The sequence below is a fragment of the Streptomyces sp. Inha503 genome (assembly GCF_047215865.1).
Lineage (GTDB): Bacteria > Actinomycetota > Actinomycetes > Streptomycetales > Streptomycetaceae > Streptomyces > Streptomyces lycopersici.
In genome coordinates this window covers 11,255,033-11,274,891 of record NZ_CP178360.1, presented here as the reverse complement: position 1 = coordinate 11,274,891, position 19,859 = coordinate 11,255,033, and the positions used below count along the sequence as shown (strand labels likewise).

Genomic DNA, 19,859 nt, shown 5'->3' with positions numbered 1-19,859 from the left:
GATTACCCCTCTGTGTTACCGAACCGCCGACCGCGCCAGGTGGTGCTGCCAGTCGGACACGCTGACTCCACCGAGCACGGGGGCCAGCCCCTTGCGCTTCATGGGCAGGACTTGGGAGCCGACGATCACCGTGTCCCAGGCGTCGAGCGGCAGCCCGGCCCGCGAGACGGCTTCGATCAGCCGCCGGTGGCCCGTCTGGTCCTGGGCGGCGAGCCGGGCCGCGCACAGTTCGTCCCGGACGGCGCCGGGGGCCAGGGACTCCTCCGCCTCCTCCACGGCCCGCTTGAGCCGTTCCGCGGCCGGTTCGAAGGAGAGATCCCGCTCGGGCACCTCGGCGTGCAACCGCTCGCCGAGCTCACGCGCGCGGGCCGACTGGTCCTCACCCGCAAGCGCGGAGGCGTAGACCCGCTGCCGGAGCGCCGCGCCGAAGTGGATGCCCAACTCTCGTGCCACGTCGGCGGGTTCGTCGGGGGTGTGGACGAGGTTCAGCAGATAGCTGTAGCGGCCGGTCGCGTAGCGGAGCTGGCCGGGAACCCGGGCCAGCGGGTCGGTCGGGCCCTTCCGCTCGGTCAGGACGACCGACGCGGGTGCGCTCGGCGGGGCCTCGGCCCCGTCGGCGTCCCGGCGCACCACGAGCACCACCGAGTCGCAGGTGTCGGTGAACAGATCGGCGAGACGGCGGCGCTCCGGTGTGGCCAGGTTCCACTGGAAGTACCACAGCGCCCGCACGGTGTTGGGGGTGAGGCGGGTTCGTTCCGCGGCCACGATCCGGAAGCCCTCCCGGGCCAGCCAGTCGACGGTCGTCGGCAACTGCCTGCTGACCACGGCGTCGGGCTTGAGCAGCAGTGCGGCGTGCCGGTGGAGGAAGCCGTCGACGTCGGCGGTGAGGGTGGCGAGCTGTTCGACGCTCTCCAGGAAGTAGGTGTCCGAGCCGAACAGGACGCGCTTGCGCGGATCGCAGCTGAGGGCCGGGGATATGTCGTCGCCGAAGGGCCGGCCGTTCGTCGTGTGGTCGTTCATCGGCCGGCTCCGTTCACATCGCTCGCGGCCGGGCTGGTCCCGTTCGCCGCGGGGGTCGCGTCCGGGCCCGTCATGTTCAGCCGGGCGAGCACCTCGGTGGCATCGGCGGGCGGTGCGCCCAGATAGCCCGTCTCCAGGCAGTGGTCGATCAGCGCCCGCAGGAAGTCCTGCCCGTCCGCCGGTGGCCTGCGGGTGGCCAGGCCCGCCGTGTGGGAGTCGTCGAAGCGCATCCGGCGGCGGAAGTAGCTCTCGTAGAGCGTCATGACCCGCTCGTAGTACGCCCGCTCCCGCCGGGGCAGCCGCTGGGCGTCGAAGCTCGTCGGCGGGACGAACCTCGGCACGTGGAACGGCGGGTACTCGGCCATCACATCGGAGAAGTCCCGCAGCGTCAGCGGTGCGCCCACCGCGTGGAAGGTCCGGCCCGCCGCCTCCTCGAACCGGTGAGTGACCTCGGTGATGATGTCCGCCACATAGTCCACGGGCACCAGGTCGAGGCGCGCCTCGTACTGGCCGGGGATGGAGCGCACCTTGCCCTCGGTGGCCAGCTTGAGCACGACGTAGATGTTCTTGTAGTCGCGCACCACGCCGGTGTGCTCGTCGCCGACGACGATGCTGGGGCGGACGATCGCGGCCCGCACCCCGTCGGCCTGGGCCTTGTGCACCAGGGTCTCGGCCCGGAACTTGCTGTCCTCGTAGGCGTTGGCGAGGCGCTGGCCCTCGTCCAGCTCCGTCTCGCGGATCAGCCCGTCGCGCTCACCGCACACATAGGCGGTTCCCACGTGTACGAGGGGCACGCCCCCGGCGCGGGCCAGCTCCAGGACATGGGCGGTGCCGTCCACGTTCACCGCCTGGTAGACCTCGTCGGGGAGGCCGAAGTCGGTGATCGCGGCGCAGTGCACGATCCGGTCGAGGCCGTCCGCGACCAGCGCCTGGTACGCGGCCTCGGGCAGGCCGAGCCGGGGCCTGGTGACATCGCCCGGCAGGCGGGTGACGGCGTCCGGCTCCAGCGGGGTGCCGTCGTTGCGTATGACCGCCGGCTGGTTGTGGACCAGGGCGGTGACCTGGTGCCCGGCCGCCACCAGCCGGGCGGTGACCTCCGCGCCGACCAGCCCGGCCGCGCCGGTCACCAGAATCCTCGAGCGCTCCGTCATCGGCCCGCCTCCGCCTGCCGTGTCTCGGTCTCCCGCCGTGTCTCGGTCTCCCGCCGTGCCTCGGTCTCTTGCCGTGCCTCGGTCACCAGGCGGACGATGTCGCCGAGCGTGGTGACCGTGGCGGTCCTCTCCTGAGCGAGCTCCCCGAGCCCGAAGCCCTCCTCCAGCGCCAGCGTCAATTCGATGAGCCGGAGCGAGTCATAGGCCAGATCCGCGACGAGCGCGGTGTCGTCGGCCAGGGTGGCGCCCCCCGCGGGCGCCATCGCGCCGACGATCGCGTACACCTTGCTCCGCGTCTCGTCCTCGTTCAGCGCTGGTGTGCTGGTGCTTGACGTCAACGTTCCTCCCTCAGCGTCAGGTGGTGGCGAGATGCGGCTGCGCGCCACCGCTGGACAGCAGATCGCTCGCCTCGTCGATGGGCAGGTCCGCGTCGAGGTGGGCGCCGAGGCGCAGCCAGTCGTAGCCGATCTCCAGGGTCTGCCGCCATCCGTCCGAGGAGTCGAAGGAGGACGGGAAGCCGTGCGCGCCGATCGTGTGCCGGACCAGGGCGACGAAGTCGTCCAGTGCGGTGAGCGCCGCGCCGCCCTGGGCCGTGGACGCGATCGTGAGCGTTGCGAGGTGCCGGGCCTTCGCCCGGATCTCATCGGTGTCCGCCCCCGCCGGAAGGAGGGACAGTCTGCGGACGACCTCGGAGTCCGGGGGCAGCGGGTTGACTCCGTAGGCGCTGAGCACACCGCGCAGCGCGGCCCGCAGGATCCTCCGGGCGCTGAGTTCCGCGACGCTCCACTGCTCGCGGTCCAGGGCGCCGGTGAGGTCCTCGCGGGCGTTCTCCACCAGCACGTTGGACCATACGAGGGCCATCGCGGCGGCGCTGAACCGGCGGGCGGGCATGGGCACGAGATCGATGCCCTCCGCACCGCCGACCGCCGCCCCGCCCACGGTGACGATGGGCCGCGCGATACCCGGTGGCGGTGTGACGGGGCCGGACGGGGCGGCCAGCGGCATGGCGGGGACGATCGGGCCCTCGCCCTTCCAGGCCACCTTCACCAGGCCGAAGCGGAGGAACTGGGCGATCTGCGGGCCCGCCTGTGGTGCTCCTGACGCGTCCGCCACCGCCACTACGCTCCCCAGGGGCCGGCCGAAGACGACCGAACGCCAGGCCCGCGCGGCGCGGTCGCCGAGGACGAACACATCCTGCTTGTCGCGTACGACATGCACACGGTCGCCGGTCTGCCAGGTGGTCACCCCGGCGGCCCTGGCCACGGTGATCCGCTCGGCGTCGGGTTCGGCGCCCGCCACCCCCAGATCGGCCGTGAGCCGGACGCCCGCGGTGATGTACGCGGCGGGGTCGAGGCCCGACGCGTCCAGCGCGGCGAGCGTCCGGTACCGGTCACCCAGCGGCTGGTCACCGAGGCGGTCCAGCTGCATGGGCAGCCACTTCGGCTCCAGATAGGTCTCTCCCCGCCCCGCCGCCCAGGACTTCACCGCCTGGAGCAGTCCGGCTTCGGTCCATGCCGCGGCCTCTTCCTCCTGGCCGAGCTCCCGCAGGGCGAGCGCGTAGCGGATCGACTGGCGTGCGTGGTGTGCCCACCACTCCCGCATCGTGTCCTGGAAGTCGTCGAAGGACATCAGCCCCTTGACCTTCGCCACCAGGTCCGGATTGCGCAGCGGGAAGCTGCGCAACAGGCGCTGACAGCGGTTCAGCAGATCCTCGGGGACGGCGCCCACGTGGTCGCGCGCGTCGGTCGTGATCGCGGAGAACTGCTCGGCGAGCTGCCGCACGGAGCGGGTCCTGACCTCGACCCGCCGCCCGTCCAGGAACAGGAGCGAGGGCATGGTGGGCAGATCGGCTTCGCTGTCCGCGATGAGCAGGAAGTCGATGTCCGACGAGGAATTGCCGAAGCCCTCGGCGATCGAACCCTCCAGGACCACGGCGCAGTTGGCGACGGAGTGGATCCGCGGAATGGTCTTGTCGAGCAGGTTCTGAAGATAGTCCTCGCTGAGGATCACACGGGCCTCCCGGTCGTGACATGGGCCGTCTCCAGGACACGCGCGTCCTTGAGGCGGCCCGCTCGCAGCTCTTCCCACATGTGGCGACGTCTCGGCTTGCCGCTGGACGTCTTTCTGATCAGCCCGCTGCGGCCGGTGACGACGGTGATGGCGACGTCGTCGCCGAGTGCGCTGCGCAGGACGAGCGTGGCATCCTCCACCCATGTGCCCTCGGCCTTCTCCGCGAACAGCGTCACCGAGGCGCCGCCGGTGCCCTCGACGCCGACGACCGCGCACTTCTCCCGGGCGATCCCGGTCGCGGAGACCACCTTCGCCTCCAAGTCCTCCATGTAGACGCTGCGTCCACGCGCCTTGAGGCTGTCGCCCATGCGGCCGAGCACGAACAGCTCGCCGCGGTGGAAGAACCCGGCGTCCCCGGTCCTGATACCGCCGTCGACGAACCGCGTGGAGCCGGTGCGCCCGGCGTGGTAGCCGCTCGTCACCGAGGGGCCGGTCACCTCGATCTCGCCGAGGTGGCCGTCGGGCAGGGGCCGTCCCTCGTCGTCGACCACCGTGGCGCCCACCCCGTCGCCCGCTCCGCCGCAGCCGATCAGCCAGCCGTCCTCGACGTCGGATGGCGTCTTCGCGGAGCCTGCGAACTCGCCCTCCTCGTCGATGGTGACGGGGCTTGCGAAGCGCAGCGTGCCGGTGTCCACGCGCACGGTCGGCGCGGGGGCGTCGGAGGTACGGACGGTCACCGCGAGTGTCGCCTCGGCGAGCCCGTACGACGGCAGGTAGACGGAGGGGGAGAATCCGGCGGGTGCGGCGAGCCTGGCGAAGTGCTCCAGCGCACGGGGGTTGATGGGTTCGGCGCCGACGATGGCGTTGCGCCACGCGGACAGGTCCAGGTCCGCGAGCCGGTCACCGAGCCGCCGGGCCGCGTACTCGAACGCGAAGGGCGGGGCGGCGGTGTGCGCGGCGACGGCGAAGCACCGCAGCCAGCGGGCCGGATCACGGATGAACTGTTCGGGGCGCATGAGCCACAGATCGTCTTGGACGCTCACGGGGGTGAGCAGACAGCCGATGAGTCCCATGTCGTGGTGGAGCGGCAGCCAGGAGGCCCCGGCGTCGCCCGCGCGCCAGCCGAGTGTGCTCCGGATCAGCGCGAGGTTGGCCTCGAGGTTCGCCCAGGTGACCCGGACCCCTCGGGGCCGGCTGCTGGAGCCCGAGGTGAACTGGAGGAGGGCGAGTTCGCCGGGTTCGCGGGGCTGGATCTCATCGCCGTCATCGCGCCAGATCCATGGCTCCCGGTCGGAGCCCGCGGCGGCCAGTACCCGGTCGGCCAGGGGGGCCAGGCCCTCGGCGGTGATGGTGACGGCGGCCTCGGTCTGCCGCAGGATCCCGGCCGCGTGCTCCACGTACTCGGCCTCGGCGGCGAACGACGGCGGGGGGATGAGGCAGACCGTGGCGCCCGCGGCCCAGACCCCGAAGAGCGAGGACAGACACGGGAATCCGGTGGGCAGGAGGAGACACACCACATCGCCGGGGTGCACCCCTTGGGCCGCCAGCGATCCGGCCACCCGCCGTGCGGAGGCGGCGAGTTCGGGGTATCCGTGGAACTCCCAGCCACCTCGGTCGTCGGCGAGGTGGATGCCTCGACCGTGAAGGTCTCGGCCGTGAAGGTCTCCGGCAGCCGTCCGAGGAGGATCCGTCAGCCAGGAGAGCAGTGCGTCACTCACTCTTCGCGTCCTTCGCCTTCCCGGCCCCGGCCTCGCCTTCCGCTCCCGACCCGGCGCCGGTTTCGGCGGGGGTGTCGTCGTCCAGGAACGTGATCGCCCCCGTACCTCCGTCCACCCTCAGCCGCATACCGGTCTCCATCTCCCTGACCGCGCCCTTGACCTGGACGACCGTGGGAATGCCGAGCTCACGGGCGACGATCGCCACATGCGTCAGCGGGCTGCCCCGCTCGATGATGAGCGCCGAGGCGGACGGCAGCGCCGCCACCCAGCCCGGATCCGTGCGATAGGTCACCAGGACTCCGCCGTCCACGTCCACCGGAGTGTCCGTGACGACGGCGCGGGCCTCGACCACGCCGGGGCAGGACGGGGTGCCGCGCAGCTCCCGGACGCCGGTGCGCGCCACGCCGCCCTTCACAAAGCCGGCCCGCTCCAGATTGCCCCGCCAGTAGGCGGCCCCACGGGTGGTGAACCGGGACGGCGCGGACAGCTGCTCGTCCTCGGCCCGCTGACGCTTGCGCAGCTCCACGAGGCCGCGCAGATCGGTGTGCGCCGTCGTGCCCTCGTAGGCGCCCCGCAGCTCCTCGAGACGCAGAAAGAAGACATCGTTCCAGTGGTCGATCGCCCGCATCCTGGCCAGATCGCGGCCCATGGCGCGCAGCATCCGCTTCGCCGAGCCGAAGGCGCGGGTGCGGCAGAACCTCAGCCGCTCCCGGTTGTAGAGGGAGGTCTGCGCCTTGCGGCGCACCACGTTGTAGAGCATCCGGCGCGGTCCGCGCAGATGCTCGTCCAGATAGGCGTCGGCCTTCTCACCGGAGTTGGTGTCCACCTCGGGCAGCGCGGCACGCACCATGGCGAACAGGGTCGACGGGTCCTCCCGCAGATCGGGCACTTCGAGCTTGAGTTCGTCGAGGCTGCGGTAGCCGTACGCGGCGACGTACTCGTCCACCGAGGCGAGGAACGCGGTGTGGCCGCCGTCGCGCAGCGCCTGATAGGTGTCCGCGGCCGGGGTCTCCTGGATGAGACGGCTCAGTTCGGCGTCGTCACGGACGGTGGCGGCGAGGGCCGACAGCGCACGGGCGGGTTCGATGGACTCCACCCGGGAGCCGGGGCTGGCGGCGCTCCAGGTGAGCCACTCGGGGGCGTCGGGCAGCCAGCCTCTGTTCAGCAGGGCGAGTGCGCCGATGGACCAGAGAATCGTCGCGTCCAGGGTCTGCATCGGACCCCACTTCTCCAGCAAATCCTTCTCCAGGGCGCGGAATCGCCGGTAGACCTCCTGGCCCTCCATCGCGTCGTAGTCGACGTTGTCGAACTCCTCATACGCCTTGTAGAAGTAGGCCATGAATCGTTCGACAGAGCGGTTCATGGTGAGGAAGCGGCGTACGAAAGCGGCCGCTGTCCTCGCGCGGGACAGCCGGCCGCGCAAGGAGGAGGAGAAGGTGTACGGGTAGATGGTCTCGGCCATTTCGTCGTCGAGTGGCTCCTCGACGCCGATCGCGACCTCCAGTACTTTCCTGTTGAGTTTGTACAGTGGCGCGATTCGTACCATCCGGTACCAGTGGAGCAGGTTGTAGTACACCCGGCCATGGAAATAGCCGAGCATATGGGGAGCCCATTCCTCGATCTCGCGCAGTGCGGCGGGCGGGACCCGGAGACCTCGGGCGTAGTATTCGTAGACCCTGCCGTAGACATTGGCCGCGAAGCTGTAGGTCAGCGGTGAAACGATTCCGGAAAAGCTCTCGATGATGTTGGCGTTGTCCCAGATCCGGAGTTCGCCTTCGCTCGGCCCTAACTCATCCTCCGATGGCTGGATCGCATCCGGCAGCGCGGTGATCGGGCGGGCCTGCAAAATCCACAGGGCGTCGTCCGCGAGCGCCCACTCGATGTCCTGCGGAGTGTCGAAGACCGTCGCGATGTGTGCCCCGGCCTCGTGCAGCCGCGCCATGTCCTTCGGCTCCAGCGACAGCTTCTCCCGGTCGGCCCGCTCCACTTCGGCGACCAGATATCCGGAACCCGCCGGATCCAGGTGATACCGCTGCTGCTTCTCGCCGAGCACGGTGTCGTCCACCGCGCCCGTGGCGCCGTCGAGGACGACGGTGTCGGCGTCCACCGCGCCCGAGACCAGGCCCTCGCCCAGTCCGTACACGGAACTGATCACATACTGCCGCCGGTTGCCGGTCACCGGGTTGGCGGTGAACATGACGCCGCTGCGCTCGGCGTCCACCATGTCCTGCACCACGACGGCGATGCCCGCGTCGCGCGGCGGCAGCCCGTGGCGCAGCCGATAGTGCAGCGACCGCTCGGAGAACGCCGAGGCCCAGCACTTCTTGACGTGCACTATCACTTCCGGGAGCCCGGACACATTGAGGAAGGTGGCGAACTGCCCGGCGAAGGAGAGCTCCGAGCCGTCCTCCTCGACACCGGAAGAGCGCACCGCGACCCGGGGGCGCCCCACATGCGCATACGCTTCTTCGACGACCGACGCGGCCTCGTCGCTCAACTCCCCCGACTCGATGATTTCGGCCAACTGCCGGGAGATTCGGCTCACATTGTCCTGGGTGACCTCGGCCAGCAGAGCCTCGATGCGTCCCGCCTCGTCCAGTGCCGCGATGAATTCCTGGAACACATCGAGCCCGACGACTGCCCACCGGGGGACGGCGAGCCCGTTCCTGGAGAGCTCATGGAGATTCTTCCCCTTCCCGCCCGCCAGCTTCGCAGCCTCACCTGGGAGGCTGTCGTCGACTATGGCTCGCATCGGTTTCCTTGACCTCCGGGCACGCATGTCGCGAAACACACCCCGCTTGATCACGAGGAAGTTTCACCGTACCCCACGGGTCTGGCGATTGCGATCCCCCTCTTTATACAAGGCCACTTCATGACGTCTTGATTCAAGACGCCCTGACACCTTGGCCGGTTGCTGCGCATTTCCCTGGTGATTGCCGGCCAACCACCCCTGGTGCTCGGCGTTCGCCGGGGGTAGTAGTGAGCTGGTAACGCTAGGATCCTGCCATTGCTCACGCCCCGTTTCCTGCTCCCACGCCCTTTGTTCTCCCCGGCCGGTGGCGAATCCCTGGTGGGCCGCACAGTGGCCACCAGTGGCCACTGCCTCGTGGACGCCGGAGAACTGAGCGGACGCTGGACAACTGGAGAAAACCGATGTCCCTCCCTCCCGGCTCCCGGCAGCCCGCCCTTCTGCAAACCATGCGCATGCGCGACCCGGTCCACTACTTCGCGTCACTTCGGCGGCGCTACGGTCCGGTGTTCCGCATGCAGCTGATCGGCTTCCCGCCCCAGGTGGTGGTGTCCACCGCGGAACTCGCCGCGGAGATCTACGGCACGGACGGCGACGGCAACCGGGCCGGGGCGCTGCGCGCGGGATACGTGCCGTGGCTCGGCGAGTATTCGCTGTTCACGAATGACGGCGAGCCGTGGTGGCGGCACCGCAAGCTGCTCAGCCCGGCCCTGCACGGCCGGTCCATCGCGAGCTACCCGGACCTCATCGCCGAGATCGCCGCGGAGGACATCCGGACGTGGCCGCTCGGCAGGCCGTTCGCGCTCCAGGAGCATATGCAGGCCATCACCCTGGAGGTCACCCTGCGGCTGGTCTTCGGGATCCGCGACGTCACCCAGCTGGCCCGGCTGCGGGCGCTGCTCCTCACCCTGTCCAAGGCCAGTGGCTCCCCGCTGCTGTTCCTGATGCCCGCGCGACTGCGGGCATGGGCGGAGAAGTCACCGCTGGCGATGCGCGTACCGGTCCTGCCCACGACCCGCACCATGAAGGCCAGCGCGGCGGTGGACGAGATCCTCTTCGCCGAGATCGCCCGGCGCAGGGACGAGGAGGACAGCGGCGCCACCGATGTGCTGGGGCGGTTGCTCCGGGCGCGGGACGACCAGGGCCGCTCGATGAGCGACCAGGAGATCCGCGATGAGCTGCTCACCCTGCTGGAGGCCGGACTCGAGACCACGGCGACCGGCCTCTCCTGGGCCTTCGAACGGTTGATGCGCTCCCCGGACGTAACTCGGCGGCTGCGGGAGGAGTTGGCGCGGGGCGAGGACGACAGCTACCTCGAAGCGGTCGTCAAGGAGGTGCTGCGGCTGCGCCCGGTGATCACCGGCTCGGGGCGTCTGCTGGACAAGCCGCTGCGGCTCGGCGGATACGAGATCCCGGCCGGGTGGGTGGCCATCCCCATGTTCTCGCTCATCCACCAGGACAGCGAGGCGTATCCGGACCCCGAGGAGTTCCGGCCGGAGCGGTTCCTCGGCGAGGACGCCCAGGCGGCACAGAAGTCCTTCCTGCCGTTCGGCGGCGGCCGACGCTACTGCGTCGGCGCGCAACTCGCCATGATGGAGATGAAGGTGATCATTCGGGAGGTGCTGCGGAGGGTGGAGCTGACCGCCGCCGACCCCGCGCCGGAGGCCCAGCGCATGTGGCACGTCACCCTGGTCCCGGGGAAGCGCGCCGTCGCGGTGGCCCGCGAACAGCCCCTCAACCCGGCGCGGTTAAGCGAGGAGCCGAGGTGCCCCGTGCACCCGGCCCCCTCCGAATAGTCCCTCACTCGCGCGGCGCGGCGGCGAGTCGGTCGCCGAGGGGGCTTCGCCGGTACAACACCTGCCGCCCGTGGCGCGCCCGGGTGACCAGCCCCGTGGCGTGCAGGACGCGCAGGTGCTGGGACACCGCGCTCGGCGTCACCCTCAGGCGGCGGGCGAGCTCAACCGTGGGCAGAGGCTCCTCGAGAAGGCCGAGGAGCCTCGCCCGGGGCGCGCCGATGAGCGACACGAGCGCGGACGCGTCGTGGCCGGGCGCCGGGGCCCACAGCGTCGCCACGCCACGGCTCGGGTAGACCAGCGACGGAGGTTCTTCCGGGCTCACCGGGGGCGCGGGCTTGTGCGCGAAGACGGAGGGCAGGAGGAGCAGCCCTCGGCCGGATGCCACGACCCGGTGCCGGCTGATCATCTTGGCGATGTGCAGCACCCCGTCGTGCCAGCGCAGATGGGGATGCATATCGGCGAAGAGCGAGCGGGCGCCTCCCATGGCCAGTTGGCGCGCACGGTAGGTCATGTCCGCCTCCACGACGAGCCGCATCCGCGGCCACGTCGGCTTGACGGCGATCTCCCAGTACTGGCGCAGGAGAGCGCAGATGGTGTCGCGGAGCGCGGCGACGGACGCGTCGTCGGCGGCGGTGGCATCGCGTAGCGCCGGGGGCGGCGGGTCCGGCGCGTGTGTGGCCAGCAGATCGCGGCGGACCAGGCCGGGAGGGGTCTGACGGACGACGGCGAGTTCGTCCTCGAAGGCCGGGGCGAAGCTCGCGGGCCGTGGGGTCAGGAAGTCCGGAAGGGTGCGTCGCCGCGCCACCAAGGACATCAGCAGGTCGGTGTCCAGGCCGCCGAGTCGGCCCAGCACGGATCTGCGCCACGGCAGATGCACCGCGGACAGGCTCGGATCGTGCAGCACCCGCAGGCTGAACACCGTCTCGTTCAAGGGCGATACGGCGAACCGCGTGTCCGCCAGGTCCTCGACATCGAGCACAAAGCTGATCATTAAGCCATACGCTACATCGATTGGCAGCGGAGCTCCGGTGCCATGGACTTCGGCCCATGACACATCCCGTGAGAGAGCCCCTGCCCGTGCGGACCACGGCCGGATGAGCCGCCGTATGGTCCTGCTCCTCGCCATCACCTGCGCGGTGGCGGTGGGCAACATCTACTTCCCGCAGGCCATCGGCCCGCTGGTGGCCGACGGGCTGCGGGTGTCCGCCGGCTCGGCCGCCGTGGTGGTGACCGCCACCCAGGTCGGCTACACGGCCGGAATCGTCCTGCTGGTGCCGCTCGGCGACCGGATTCCGCACCGTACGTTCCTCGTCGTCCTGCTCGGCCTCACCGGCCTGGCGCTGCTCGCCGCCGGGTGCGCACCGGCCCTGCCGCCCCTCGTCGCCGCCAGCGCTCTCGTCGGGCTGACCACCGTGGCGGCGCAGATCGTCGGCCCGCTGGCGGCCGGTCTGGTGGCCGCCGACCGCCGGGGAGCGGTGATCGGCACCCTGCTGAGCGGATCGACCGGCGGCATGCTGCTGGCCCGCACCTTCAGCGGCACCCTCGGCGAGTGGCTGGGCTGGCGGGCCCCGTATCTCGTGGCCGCGCTCCTGGCCCTGCTGCTCGCCACCGTCCTGGCGTTCGCCGTCCCCGCCACGGCCCCTGCCTCCCGGCAGTCCTACCCCGCGCTCCTGGCCGAACCGCTGCGTCTGCTGCGCACCGAGCCGGAGCTGCGCCGCTCCTGCTGGTACCAGGCGACCGTCTTCGCCGGATTCTCGGCCGTCTGGACGTGCCTGGCGCTGCTCCTCACCGGTCCCGTCTACGGGCTCGGCGCCCAGGCCGTCGGCATGCTCGCCCTGGTCGGCGGGGCGACCATGCTGTGCACTCCGCTCGCCGGGCGCCTGGTGGACCGCCGAGGGCCCGATCCGGTGAACCTCGTGTGCCTGCTCGGGGTGCTCCTCTCCGCCGCGGTCCTCGCCCTGGGCGCCCTGGGCGGGACGCCGGGCCTGGCCGCCCTGACGGTCGGCACGCTGCTGCTGGACGTGGCGATGCAGTCCGGCATGGTGGCCAACCAGGCCCGTGTCTACGCCCTGCGCCCGGATGCCCGCTCCAGGCTCAACACCGCCTATATGACCTGCGCCTATCTGGGCGGCAGCGCGGGTTCCTGGCTCGGGGTACGCGCCTGGGGCCGGGCCGGCTGGTGGGGCGTGTGCGCACTCGTCGCGGTTCTCGCCGTCCTCGCCCTGGTCCGCCACCTGCCGGCCCCCTATAGTAGGTAGACCTACCTACCTAATCTGTCAGGACGCATGCGATGAGTGAGACCGGTGTGAGGACGACGGAGCCCGGGAGGCGGCGGCCGGCGCGGGAGCGTCTGCTGGCGGCCGCCGCGCGCCGCTTCTACGCCGACGGCGTGACGGCGACCGGGATCGACACGATCACCGCCGAAGCGGGCGTGGCGAAGATGAGCCTGTACAACAACTTCTCCTCCAAGGCCGATCTCGTCAGGGCCTACCTCGACGCCCGCCACGAGGAGTGGCTGGCGATGTACCGGTCACGGCTGGAGCGGGCCGAAAGCCCCCGCGACGGCGTCCTCGCGGTCTTCGACGCCTACGCCGACCACGCGGCGTTCGCCTACGAGCGCGGCTTTCGCGGCTGCGGCCTGCTGAACGCGGCCGCCGAGCTGCCCGCCGGGGACGAGGGGCGGACCGTCGTACGCCGCCACAAGGAGGAGGTCGAGCGGCTGATCTCCTGTCATCTCCAGGAGCTGCTGCCCGAGCGCCCCGACGACGCCCGGACGATGGCGGAGCACCTGGCGTTCCTGCTGGAGGGCGCGATGGCGCGCGCCGGTCTGGAAGGGGACGACAGCCGTCTGCGGCACGCCCGCGCGATGGCGGCCACCCTGCTGGACCGGCTGTGACGGCCCCAGGACCCGGCGCCCGCCCGGCGGGCGCCGGATCGTTGTGCGTGCTCGCCGCGTCCGTACTGTGGGGCACCACCGGCACGGCGGCCACCTTCGCACCGGACGTCGGCCCGCTCGCCATCGGCGCCGTCGCCATGGGCCTGGGTGGACTGCTCCAGGCCCTGGTCGCCGCCGGCCGCATCGCCCGCCAGGCCCCTCGACTGCGTGTCCGGCGCGGCACCGTACTGCTCGGCGCGGTCGCGGTGGCGGCCTACCCCTTGGCGTTCTACAGCGCGATGCACCTGGCCGGAGTGGCCGTGGGCACAGTGGTGTCCATCGGCATGGCCCCACTGGCCTCGGCCGTGATCGAACGCGTCATGGACCGGCGACGGCTGACGCGCCGCTGGAAACTCGGCGCCACCCTGGGCCTGTTGGGCACCCTCATGCTGTGCGCGGGCCAAGCCGCCGGGGCCCCCGGCGGCGCGGAGCGGACGTCCACGGCCGCCACGGTGCTCGGTGTCGGGCTGGGCCTCGTCGCGGCCACGACCTACGCCCTCTACTCCTGGGCGGCTCACCGCCTGATCACCCAGGGGGTCACCGCACGCGCGGCGATGGGCGCGGTCTTCGGCGTGGGCGGACTGCTCCTGGTGCCGGTCCTCCTGGTCACCGGCGCCCCGCTGCTCGACTCCGGGTCCAACATGGCCGTCGGGGCGTATATGGCGCTGGTGCCCATGTTCGCGGGTTACGTCCTGTTCGGCTGGGGGCTGGCGCATGTGCCCGCCAGCACGGCCACCACGCTCTCCCTGCTGGAACCGGCCGTCGCTGCCGTACTCGCCGTGCTGGTCATCGGCGAACGCCTCCCCGCCGTGGGCTGGGGCGGTATCGCACTGGTCCTCGCCTGTCTGACCGTCCTCACGGCCCCGGCGGGCGTCTCCGGGCGGCGCCGACAGCCCGGACAGCGGCGACAGGGGCGAGACGGCGTGACACTGCCGCGGCGCACGGCGGTGGAGCACCCCCTTGCCCAGTCGGACCCGGCGCCGTAGCGAGAGTCCGGCCCGACGGCAGGGCGTCCGCCGTGCGGTGATGTCATTCGGCCCGCCGCGGGCCGGAAAACCTCTCCGCGAGCTGGCGATGCCTGTCGGCGGCCAGCTTGGCCTCGGCCGTGCCGATGGTCGATCCGGCCATCCCTCCCAGACGTTCGACCTCGTCCGCGAAGCGCAGATGCTCCTGTCGCGCGTGCTCACGGCAGGCGAGGCAGGTGACGTTCTCCGGGCGCGGCGAGGTCATCGCGTACGGCGTCCGCAGTCCGCATCCGGTATCGACGAGGCTCGGCAGATCACCGGCCAGGCCGAACGTGGATGCCATCATCTCGCGGACGGCGGCCACGCCACGGACGACCTTCGACTCGACATGGATGTGTGGATCGTCCTCGCCCAATGGGTCCTCCTCGCCACGGCACCGTGGCCGGCCGGGAGTGCTCCCGGCCGACCGCGGAGTGCGGGACGAGTCTCCCACGTCCGCGCTCGCCGGCCCGCCCGTCCGGCCGGCGCCCGCCGGGTCAGGTCGCGGTCGCGGACGCCGCCGCGCGGCCCGCGGTGCGGCCCGAGAAGAGATAGCCGCCGAGGAAGGTGCCCTCCAGGGAGCGGTAGCCGTGCGCTCCTCCCCCGCCGAAGCCCGCCACCTCACCGGCCGCGTAGAGGCCGCTGATCGGGTGGCCGGAGGCGTCCAGGACGCGGCCGGAGAGGTCGGTCTGGAGGTCAACTTGTTCATGTCCGCGACCAGTTGGGGCAGGGACGCGGCGACGACGAAGTCCTCGCCCTTGTCCCGGAACCGCTGGATCGGCTCGGGGGTCTGCCAGATGCGGGAGAGGAGCTGGAGGATGTCCTTGTTGGTCAGGTCCGGGTGCTGCTCCGAGCCCGAGAGCGCGAACTCCTTGGCCAAGATCGTCTGGGTGGTGACGAACCACGAGCAGTCATGGCCGGTGGCGGTGATCGACCCGAGGGTGTGCAGGGTGCCGGTCGGGCCAGTTCCGGCGTACGAGGTCGTGATTGGCGCCGGTACCGCCGGAAGTGACGATCACCACCGGGGCGTTGAGCTCGAAGTCACCCACCGCGGTGCGCGAGGTCTGCTTGCCGCGGGCGGCGTCGCTCGGCTCCAGGATCGAGCCGCTCACCCCGGTCACGGCGCCACCGGTGACGATCAGCTCGTCCACCCGGTGACGGAACTTGAACGTCACCCGGCCGTCCCTCGCGGCGGCCCGCACCTTCTTCTCGAACGGCTCGACCACCGCCGGGCCGGTGCCCCAGGTGACATGGAAACGCGGCACCGAGTTGCCGTGGCCGTCCGCGAGACCGCCGCCGCGCTCGGCCCAGCCGACGATCGGGAACCATCGCACACCGAGCCCGTGCAGCCAGGAGCGTTTCTCCCCGGAGGCGAAGTCCACATACGCCTCGGCCCACTTGTGGGCCCAGTAGTCCTGGCCGCCGGGGTCGGTGACCCCGCGGTCGAAGCCGGCCGTGCCGAGCCAGTCCTGCCAGGCCAGTTCGGGGGAGTCCTTGATCCCCATCAGCCGCTGCTCCTCGGAGTCGACGAAGAACAGGCCGCCGAAGGACCAGAACGCCTGACCGCCGAGCTTGCTCTCGGGCTCCTGGTCGAGGAGGAGCACCTTGCGCCCGGCGGCGGCCAGTTCCGCCGTGGCCACCAGTCCTGCGAGCCCATGGCCGACCACGATGGCGTCCGCGTCCGAGGACGCCCCGGAGGCGGCGAAGGCCGGAGCCGCCGCCTGGGCGAGCGCGGCACCGGCGAGCACACCCGCCCGCCGCCGTCAGGGCGCGGCGGCGGCTGATCCCGTTGGCCCCGACGGAATCGTGTTACCGGCCGGCAACGTGTTACCGACGGTAGCCCACAGGGTGCGAGGCCGCCAGAGTTCTGCTCGCAAGGGCAACTCACGTACCCGGCAGGGGACTTCGGGCGTTCAGCGACCGCCCGGCGATGGCGTTGGCCCGCTCACTCCCTCGGGGCTCCGCAGCGCGCACAGCGAGCGAAGTGGGCCGTGTCCTGGATCGCGCCGCAGTCGGCGCAGACCCGCTCCAGCCAGCAGGCGGGGTCCCCGCCCCCGGGCTCGGCGGGCACCGGGCCCGCGGTCTCCGGGTCCACCCTCCCGCGGTCCGCCGCCTCCCGGTCCGCCGCCTCCGGGCCCGGGTCGCCGGGCTGAGCCGTGCCGCTCATCGTGTACGCCTCCTCGTCCGGACCGTGCGCGGGCCCACTGGCCGACCCTCTACCCCTGGCGCCGCATCCGGAAGCAGCCAAGCCATAGATCCGATCTCTCACCCTCACGCGACCCTTGATGGGCCGTAATAATGTTCAACCCCTCCCCAGTTATCGGATGACTCGGTAACGTATCCGCCTCGGGAGGCAACGATGCCGAGATCTTACCGACGCTCCGCAGTGGCATTTGTGCTCTGCGGCGTCCTGGCCATGACGCTCTTCGTCACCGGGCCCGCACAGGCGAAGGACTCCGCCTGGACCGTGCGCGGCCCCTCGCCCCACTCCGGTCCCCTCGCCCAGCTGCGGCTCGACGGCGCCTCGGGAGCGCTGACGCTCCAGGTGTCCCGGGGCGGACGTACGGTGGTCGAGCCCTCGCCCGTGGGCATCGTCACCGAGCGGGCGGATCTGTCGCACGGGCTGCGCTATCTGGGGCGCCACGACCGCACCGTCGTGGAGCGCTACCGGTCGACGGCCGGCAAGCAGCGCTCGCGCACGGCGCGGATGACCGAGACCCGCTTCCGGTTCCGGGGCGGCGGGAACGCCCGGCTGGACCTGGTGGTGCGGGTCTCGGGCGACGGGGTCGCCTATCGCTACGACCTGCCGTCCGGCAGCGGCGATGTCCTGGGCGAGACCTCGGCCTTCACCCTGCCCCCGGACGCGGCCGCGTGGCTGGGCGACTACCGCAAGGACAACGAGAACCTGTTCAAGGAGTACACCGCGGCGACCGCGCCCACCGGTGAGTACATGGCACAGGCGCTCTTCGAAACGGGTGGCGGCTACGCCCTGATCGCGGAGTCGGATCTCACCGGCCGCTACTCCGCCGCCCGGCTGACCCACCAGCAGGGGCTGCCCACCTACCGCATCGGCCTGTGGGACGAGCGGGTCGAGTCCGACGGGCCGCTGAGCACACCCTGGCGCGCCCTCATCGTGGGCGACCTGCCGACCGTCACCCAGTCCACCTTCACCGACGATCTGGCACCGGCGTCACGCGTCGCCGACACCTCGTGGATCCGGCCCGGCCCCGCCCTGTGGACCTGGCTCGCGGGCGGCAAGCCGGCCGGGCAGAGCCTGTCGATGCAGAAGGGATACGTGGACTACGCGGCCCAGCGCGGATGGCCGTACGTGGTGGTGGACGCGGGCTGGTACTTCGACCCCGACCAGTGGGACGTCACCGATCCCGACTGGCAACGGAACAGCTGGATCCCACAGCTCGTGGACTACGCCCGCGAGCGGCACGTGGGCATCCAGGTCTGGATCCACCACCGTGACCTCGACACCGCCGAGGAGCGCGAGCAGTGGCTGCCCACGCTGGAGCGGTGGGGGGTGAAGGGCGTCAAGATCGACTTCATGGACTCCGAGTCCCAGGAGACACTGCGCTGGTACGACGAGATCCTCAAGGCCACCGCGGCCCACCATCTGCTCGTCAACTTCCATGGCTCGACGATCCCCAAGGGCATTCAGCGCACCTGGCCGCAGGTGATGTCGATGGAGGGCGTGAACGGCGAGGAGAAGCGGACCAACACCCCGCAGCACCTGGCGACGCTGCCCTTCACCCGCAATGTCATCGGCTCGATGGACTTCACCCCCGGGGCCTTCCACCGGCCCGAGCGGCCCAACGCGGCGTCGGACGCGGGCGAAGTCGGCCTGTCGGTGCTCTACGAATCCGGTATCCAGAACCTGGCGGGCACCCCGGAGTCCTACGACGCCCGGCCGGTCGCCCGCCGGTTCCTGGAGCAGATCCCGGCCGCCTGGGACCGCACCCGGCTGCTGGCGGGACGGCCGGGTGAGAGCGCCGTGCTCGCCCGTGCCAGCGGCTCACGGTGGTTCATCGGCGGCACGTTCACCGGCCCCGCGCACACCGCCGAGGTGCCGCTGCGGCTGGAGCCGGGCCGCTGGCTCGTCGATCTGATCCTGGACGGCCCGGACGGTCTGGTCCGCACGCCCACCGTGGTACGCGGCGGGCAGACCCTGTCCGTGCCGGTCGCGGCGGACGGCGGGTTCGCCGCCATCGCCTGCCGCTGGCGACCCGGCCTGTCCACCTGCGACCGCTCCTGACCCTCCGCCACGCCCCGCGCTGACCACCCGTTACGCGGACACCCCGTCACGCATACACCCCGTCCGGGACGCCCGTCCAAATGCCGATCGCCGCCGTCAACCCCCGCGCCCCTTGCGGCGCGGGGGCCTGCGCGTGCGGGTCCAGTCCACCAACTGCCGTGCGGTCCAAGTGGTGATGACACGTTCCGCCGGCACCCCGCATTCCACGGCCCGTGCGCATCCGTGGGGCTGCCAGTCGAGCTGGCCGGGTGCGTGGGCGTCGGTGTCGATGGAGAAGAACGTCCCTGCCCGCACGGCCTCCCGCAGCAGTCTGCGCGGTGGATCCAGCCGCTCCGGGCGGCAGTTGATCTCCACGGCGGTGCCCGCCTCGGCGCAGGCGCCGAAGACCTCCTCATGGTCGAAGGCCGACTCGGGGCGCTTGCCGCCGAGCAGCCGTCCGGTGCAGTGGCCCAGCACATCGACCAGCGGATCGCTGACGGCGGCGACCATCCGGCGAGTCATGGGGCGCCCGTCCATCCTCAGCTTGGAGTGGACCGAGGCCACCACCACGTCCAACTGGTCCAGCAGCTCCGGCTCCTGGTCCAGGGAGCCGTCGGGGAGGATGTCGACCTCGATCCCGGTGAGCAGCTGGAACGGGGCGAGCTTCGCGCGCAGCTCCGCGACCACGTCCAGCTGGGCGCGCAGCCGGTCCGCCGAGAGGCCGCGGGCCACCGTCAGCCGCGGGGAATGGTCGGTGAGCACCGCCCACTTGTGCCCCAGCCGCGCCGCCGTGCGGGCCATCAGCTCGATCGGGGAACCGCCGTCGGACCAGTCCGAGTGCATATGGCAGTCCCCGCGCAGCGCGGCGCGCAGCTTCGCCGCGTCCTCGTCGGGCTCGCCCCCGGCCTCGGCGCCCTCGCTCTCCAGCTTCGCCAGATACCCGGGCACCTGGTCCTTCAGCGCCTCCTGGACCACCTGCGAGGTCTTGGGGCCGAGCCCCTTGAGCGACCGGAGGGTGCCGTTCGCGGCCCGCCGCTCCACCTCCTGGGGGTCCAGGTCGGCGAGCACCGACTGGGCCGTGCGGAAGGCACGCACCCGGTAGGTCGGCGCCTGGGCGCGCTCCAGGAGAAACGCGATCCGGTCCAGGGCCTCCAGGGGGTCCATCGAGCGCTCCTCGCTGTGGGTGGCGTGGTGTGCGGGGTGTTGTGACCCGCGCGGCGGCGTGACGTGGGGCGT

At 71.5% G+C, this 19,859-nt stretch carries 15 protein-coding genes and 1 pseudogene; 5 read left to right on the top strand and 11 right to left on the bottom strand.

Annotated elements, in window-relative coordinates; all coding sequences use genetic code 11:
• Positions 1–15: 15 nt before the first annotated feature.
• Genes ACJX2R_RS46635 through ACJX2R_RS46610 form a run of 6 tightly spaced genes read right to left on the bottom strand, consistent with a single transcriptional unit; the run spans position 16 to position 8,651 of the window.
• Complete coding sequence (locus ACJX2R_RS46635) at positions 16–1,020, bottom strand: nucleoside-diphosphate kinase (RefSeq protein ID WP_413105072.1); 1,005 nt, start codon at positions 1,018–1,020, stop codon at positions 16–18.
• On the bottom strand, positions 1,017–2,171 hold the full coding sequence (locus ACJX2R_RS46630; protein ID WP_413105071.1) for an SDR family oxidoreductase: 1,155 nt from the start codon (positions 2,169–2,171) through the stop codon (positions 1,017–1,019). Before ACJX2R_RS46630 ends, ACJX2R_RS46635 begins: the two co-directional genes overlap by 4 nt.
• Complete coding sequence (locus ACJX2R_RS46625; RefSeq protein ID WP_413105070.1) at positions 2,168–2,509, bottom strand: hypothetical protein; 342 nt, start codon at positions 2,507–2,509, stop codon at positions 2,168–2,170. Before ACJX2R_RS46625 ends, ACJX2R_RS46630 begins: the two co-directional genes overlap by 4 nt.
• A gap of 16 nt (positions 2,510–2,525) precedes the next feature.
• A complete protein-coding gene (locus ACJX2R_RS46620) occupies positions 2,526–4,181 on the bottom strand; it encodes a hypothetical protein (protein WP_413105069.1) in 1,656 nt (551 codons plus the stop codon).
• Complete coding sequence (locus ACJX2R_RS46615) at positions 4,178–5,899, bottom strand: AMP-binding protein (protein ID WP_413105068.1); 1,722 nt, start codon at positions 5,897–5,899, stop codon at positions 4,178–4,180. The genes ACJX2R_RS46620 and ACJX2R_RS46615 overlap by 4 nt, the downstream gene beginning before the upstream one ends.
• Complete coding sequence (locus ACJX2R_RS46610) at positions 5,892–8,651, bottom strand: phosphoenolpyruvate synthase (protein ID WP_413105067.1); 2,760 nt, start codon at positions 8,649–8,651, stop codon at positions 5,892–5,894. Before ACJX2R_RS46610 ends, ACJX2R_RS46615 begins: the two co-directional genes overlap by 8 nt.
• A gap of 401 nt (positions 8,652–9,052) precedes the next feature.
• Here ACJX2R_RS46610 and ACJX2R_RS46605 point away from each other — a divergent pair, with 401 nt between their 5' ends.
• Positions 9,053–10,444, top strand: a complete 1,392-nt coding sequence (locus ACJX2R_RS46605) for a cytochrome P450 (RefSeq protein WP_413105066.1) — start codon at positions 9,053–9,055, stop codon at positions 10,442–10,444.
• Positions 10,445–10,448: 4 nt separating this feature from the next.
• On the opposite strand, the gene ACJX2R_RS46600 is transcribed toward ACJX2R_RS46605, so the two are convergent.
• Positions 10,449–11,435, bottom strand: coding sequence for an ArsR/SmtB family transcription factor (locus ACJX2R_RS46600; RefSeq protein WP_413105065.1), 987 nt, complete (start codon positions 11,433–11,435; stop codon positions 10,449–10,451).
• Positions 11,436–11,538: 103 nt separating this feature from the next.
• Here ACJX2R_RS46600 and ACJX2R_RS46595 point away from each other — a divergent pair, with 103 nt between their 5' ends.
• From ACJX2R_RS46595 to ACJX2R_RS46585, 3 genes are read left to right on the top strand one after another with little or no spacing between them, the layout of a single operon-like run.
• Complete coding sequence (locus ACJX2R_RS46595; RefSeq protein WP_413105064.1) at positions 11,539–12,702, top strand: MFS transporter; 1,164 nt, start codon at positions 11,539–11,541, stop codon at positions 12,700–12,702.
• Between the two features lie 32 nt (positions 12,703–12,734).
• Positions 12,735–13,340, top strand: a complete 606-nt coding sequence (locus tag ACJX2R_RS46590; RefSeq protein WP_413105063.1) for a TetR/AcrR family transcriptional regulator — start codon at positions 12,735–12,737, stop codon at positions 13,338–13,340.
• A 47-nt stretch (positions 13,341–13,387) separates the two neighbouring features.
• The gene (locus ACJX2R_RS46585; RefSeq protein WP_413106123.1) at positions 13,388–14,365 is read left to right on the top strand and encodes a DMT family transporter; all 978 of its coding nucleotides are present in this window, start codon (positions 13,388–13,390) and stop codon (positions 14,363–14,365) included.
• 43 nt (positions 14,366–14,408) lie between these two features.
• Here the strand turns inward: ACJX2R_RS46585 and ACJX2R_RS46580 are convergent, their stop codons facing one another.
• The 3 genes and pseudogenes from ACJX2R_RS46580 to ACJX2R_RS46570 form a co-directional block, all read right to left on the bottom strand.
• Positions 14,409–14,759, bottom strand: a complete 351-nt coding sequence (locus ACJX2R_RS46580) for a hypothetical protein (RefSeq protein WP_413105062.1) — start codon at positions 14,757–14,759, stop codon at positions 14,409–14,411.
• A gap of 121 nt (positions 14,760–14,880) precedes the next feature.
• A pseudogene (locus ACJX2R_RS46575) lies at positions 14,881–16,168 on the bottom strand (FAD-binding protein).
• Positions 16,169–16,328: 160 nt separating this feature from the next.
• Positions 16,329–16,550 (bottom strand): hypothetical protein, encoded by a 222-nt coding sequence (locus ACJX2R_RS46570; protein ID WP_413105061.1) that lies wholly within the window; start codon positions 16,548–16,550, stop codon positions 16,329–16,331.
• Positions 16,551–16,742: 192 nt separating this feature from the next.
• Between ACJX2R_RS46570 and ACJX2R_RS46565 the strand changes: the two genes are divergently transcribed.
• Complete coding sequence (locus ACJX2R_RS46565; protein ID WP_413105060.1) at positions 16,743–18,644, top strand: glycoside hydrolase family 97 catalytic domain-containing protein; 1,902 nt, start codon at positions 16,743–16,745, stop codon at positions 18,642–18,644.
• 96 nt (positions 18,645–18,740) lie between these two features.
• Here ACJX2R_RS46565 and ACJX2R_RS46560 read toward each other — a convergent pair whose 3' ends face one another.
• Positions 18,741–19,787: a PHP domain-containing protein gene (locus tag ACJX2R_RS46560; protein WP_413105059.1), complete on the bottom strand. Its 1,047-nt coding sequence runs from the start codon at positions 19,785–19,787 to the stop codon at positions 18,741–18,743.
• Positions 19,788–19,859 lie beyond the last annotated feature (72 nt).

Excerpts from the sequence above, each read along its gene's own strand:
- ACJX2R_RS46595 (WP_413105064.1), top strand. The coding sequence starts at position 11,539 with ATGAGCCGCCGTATGGTCCTGCTCCTCGCCATCACCTGCGCGGTGGCG.
- ACJX2R_RS46570 (WP_413105061.1), bottom strand. The coding sequence starts at position 16,550 with ATGAGCGGCACGGCTCAGCCCGGCGACCCGGGCCCGGAGGCGGCGGAC.
- ACJX2R_RS46590 (WP_413105063.1), top strand. The coding sequence starts at position 12,735 with ATGAGTGAGACCGGTGTGAGGACGACGGAGCCCGGGAGGCGGCGGCCG.
- ACJX2R_RS46630 (WP_413105071.1), bottom strand. The coding sequence starts at position 2,171 with ATGACGGAGCGCTCGAGGATTCTGGTGACCGGCGCGGCCGGGCTGGTC.
- ACJX2R_RS46605 (WP_413105066.1), top strand. The coding sequence starts at position 9,053 with ATGTCCCTCCCTCCCGGCTCCCGGCAGCCCGCCCTTCTGCAAACCATG.
- ACJX2R_RS46610 (WP_413105067.1), bottom strand. The coding sequence starts at position 8,651 with ATGCGAGCCATAGTCGACGACAGCCTCCCAGGTGAGGCTGCGAAGCTG.
- ACJX2R_RS46560 (WP_413105059.1), bottom strand. The coding sequence starts at position 19,787 with ATGGACCCCCTGGAGGCCCTGGACCGGATCGCGTTTCTCCTGGAGCGC.
- ACJX2R_RS46600 (WP_413105065.1), bottom strand. The coding sequence starts at position 11,435 with ATGATCAGCTTTGTGCTCGATGTCGAGGACCTGGCGGACACGCGGTTC.
- ACJX2R_RS46635 (WP_413105072.1), bottom strand. The coding sequence starts at position 1,020 with ATGAACGACCACACGACGAACGGCCGGCCCTTCGGCGACGACATATCC.
- ACJX2R_RS46565 (WP_413105060.1), top strand. The coding sequence starts at position 16,743 with ATGCCGAGATCTTACCGACGCTCCGCAGTGGCATTTGTGCTCTGCGGC.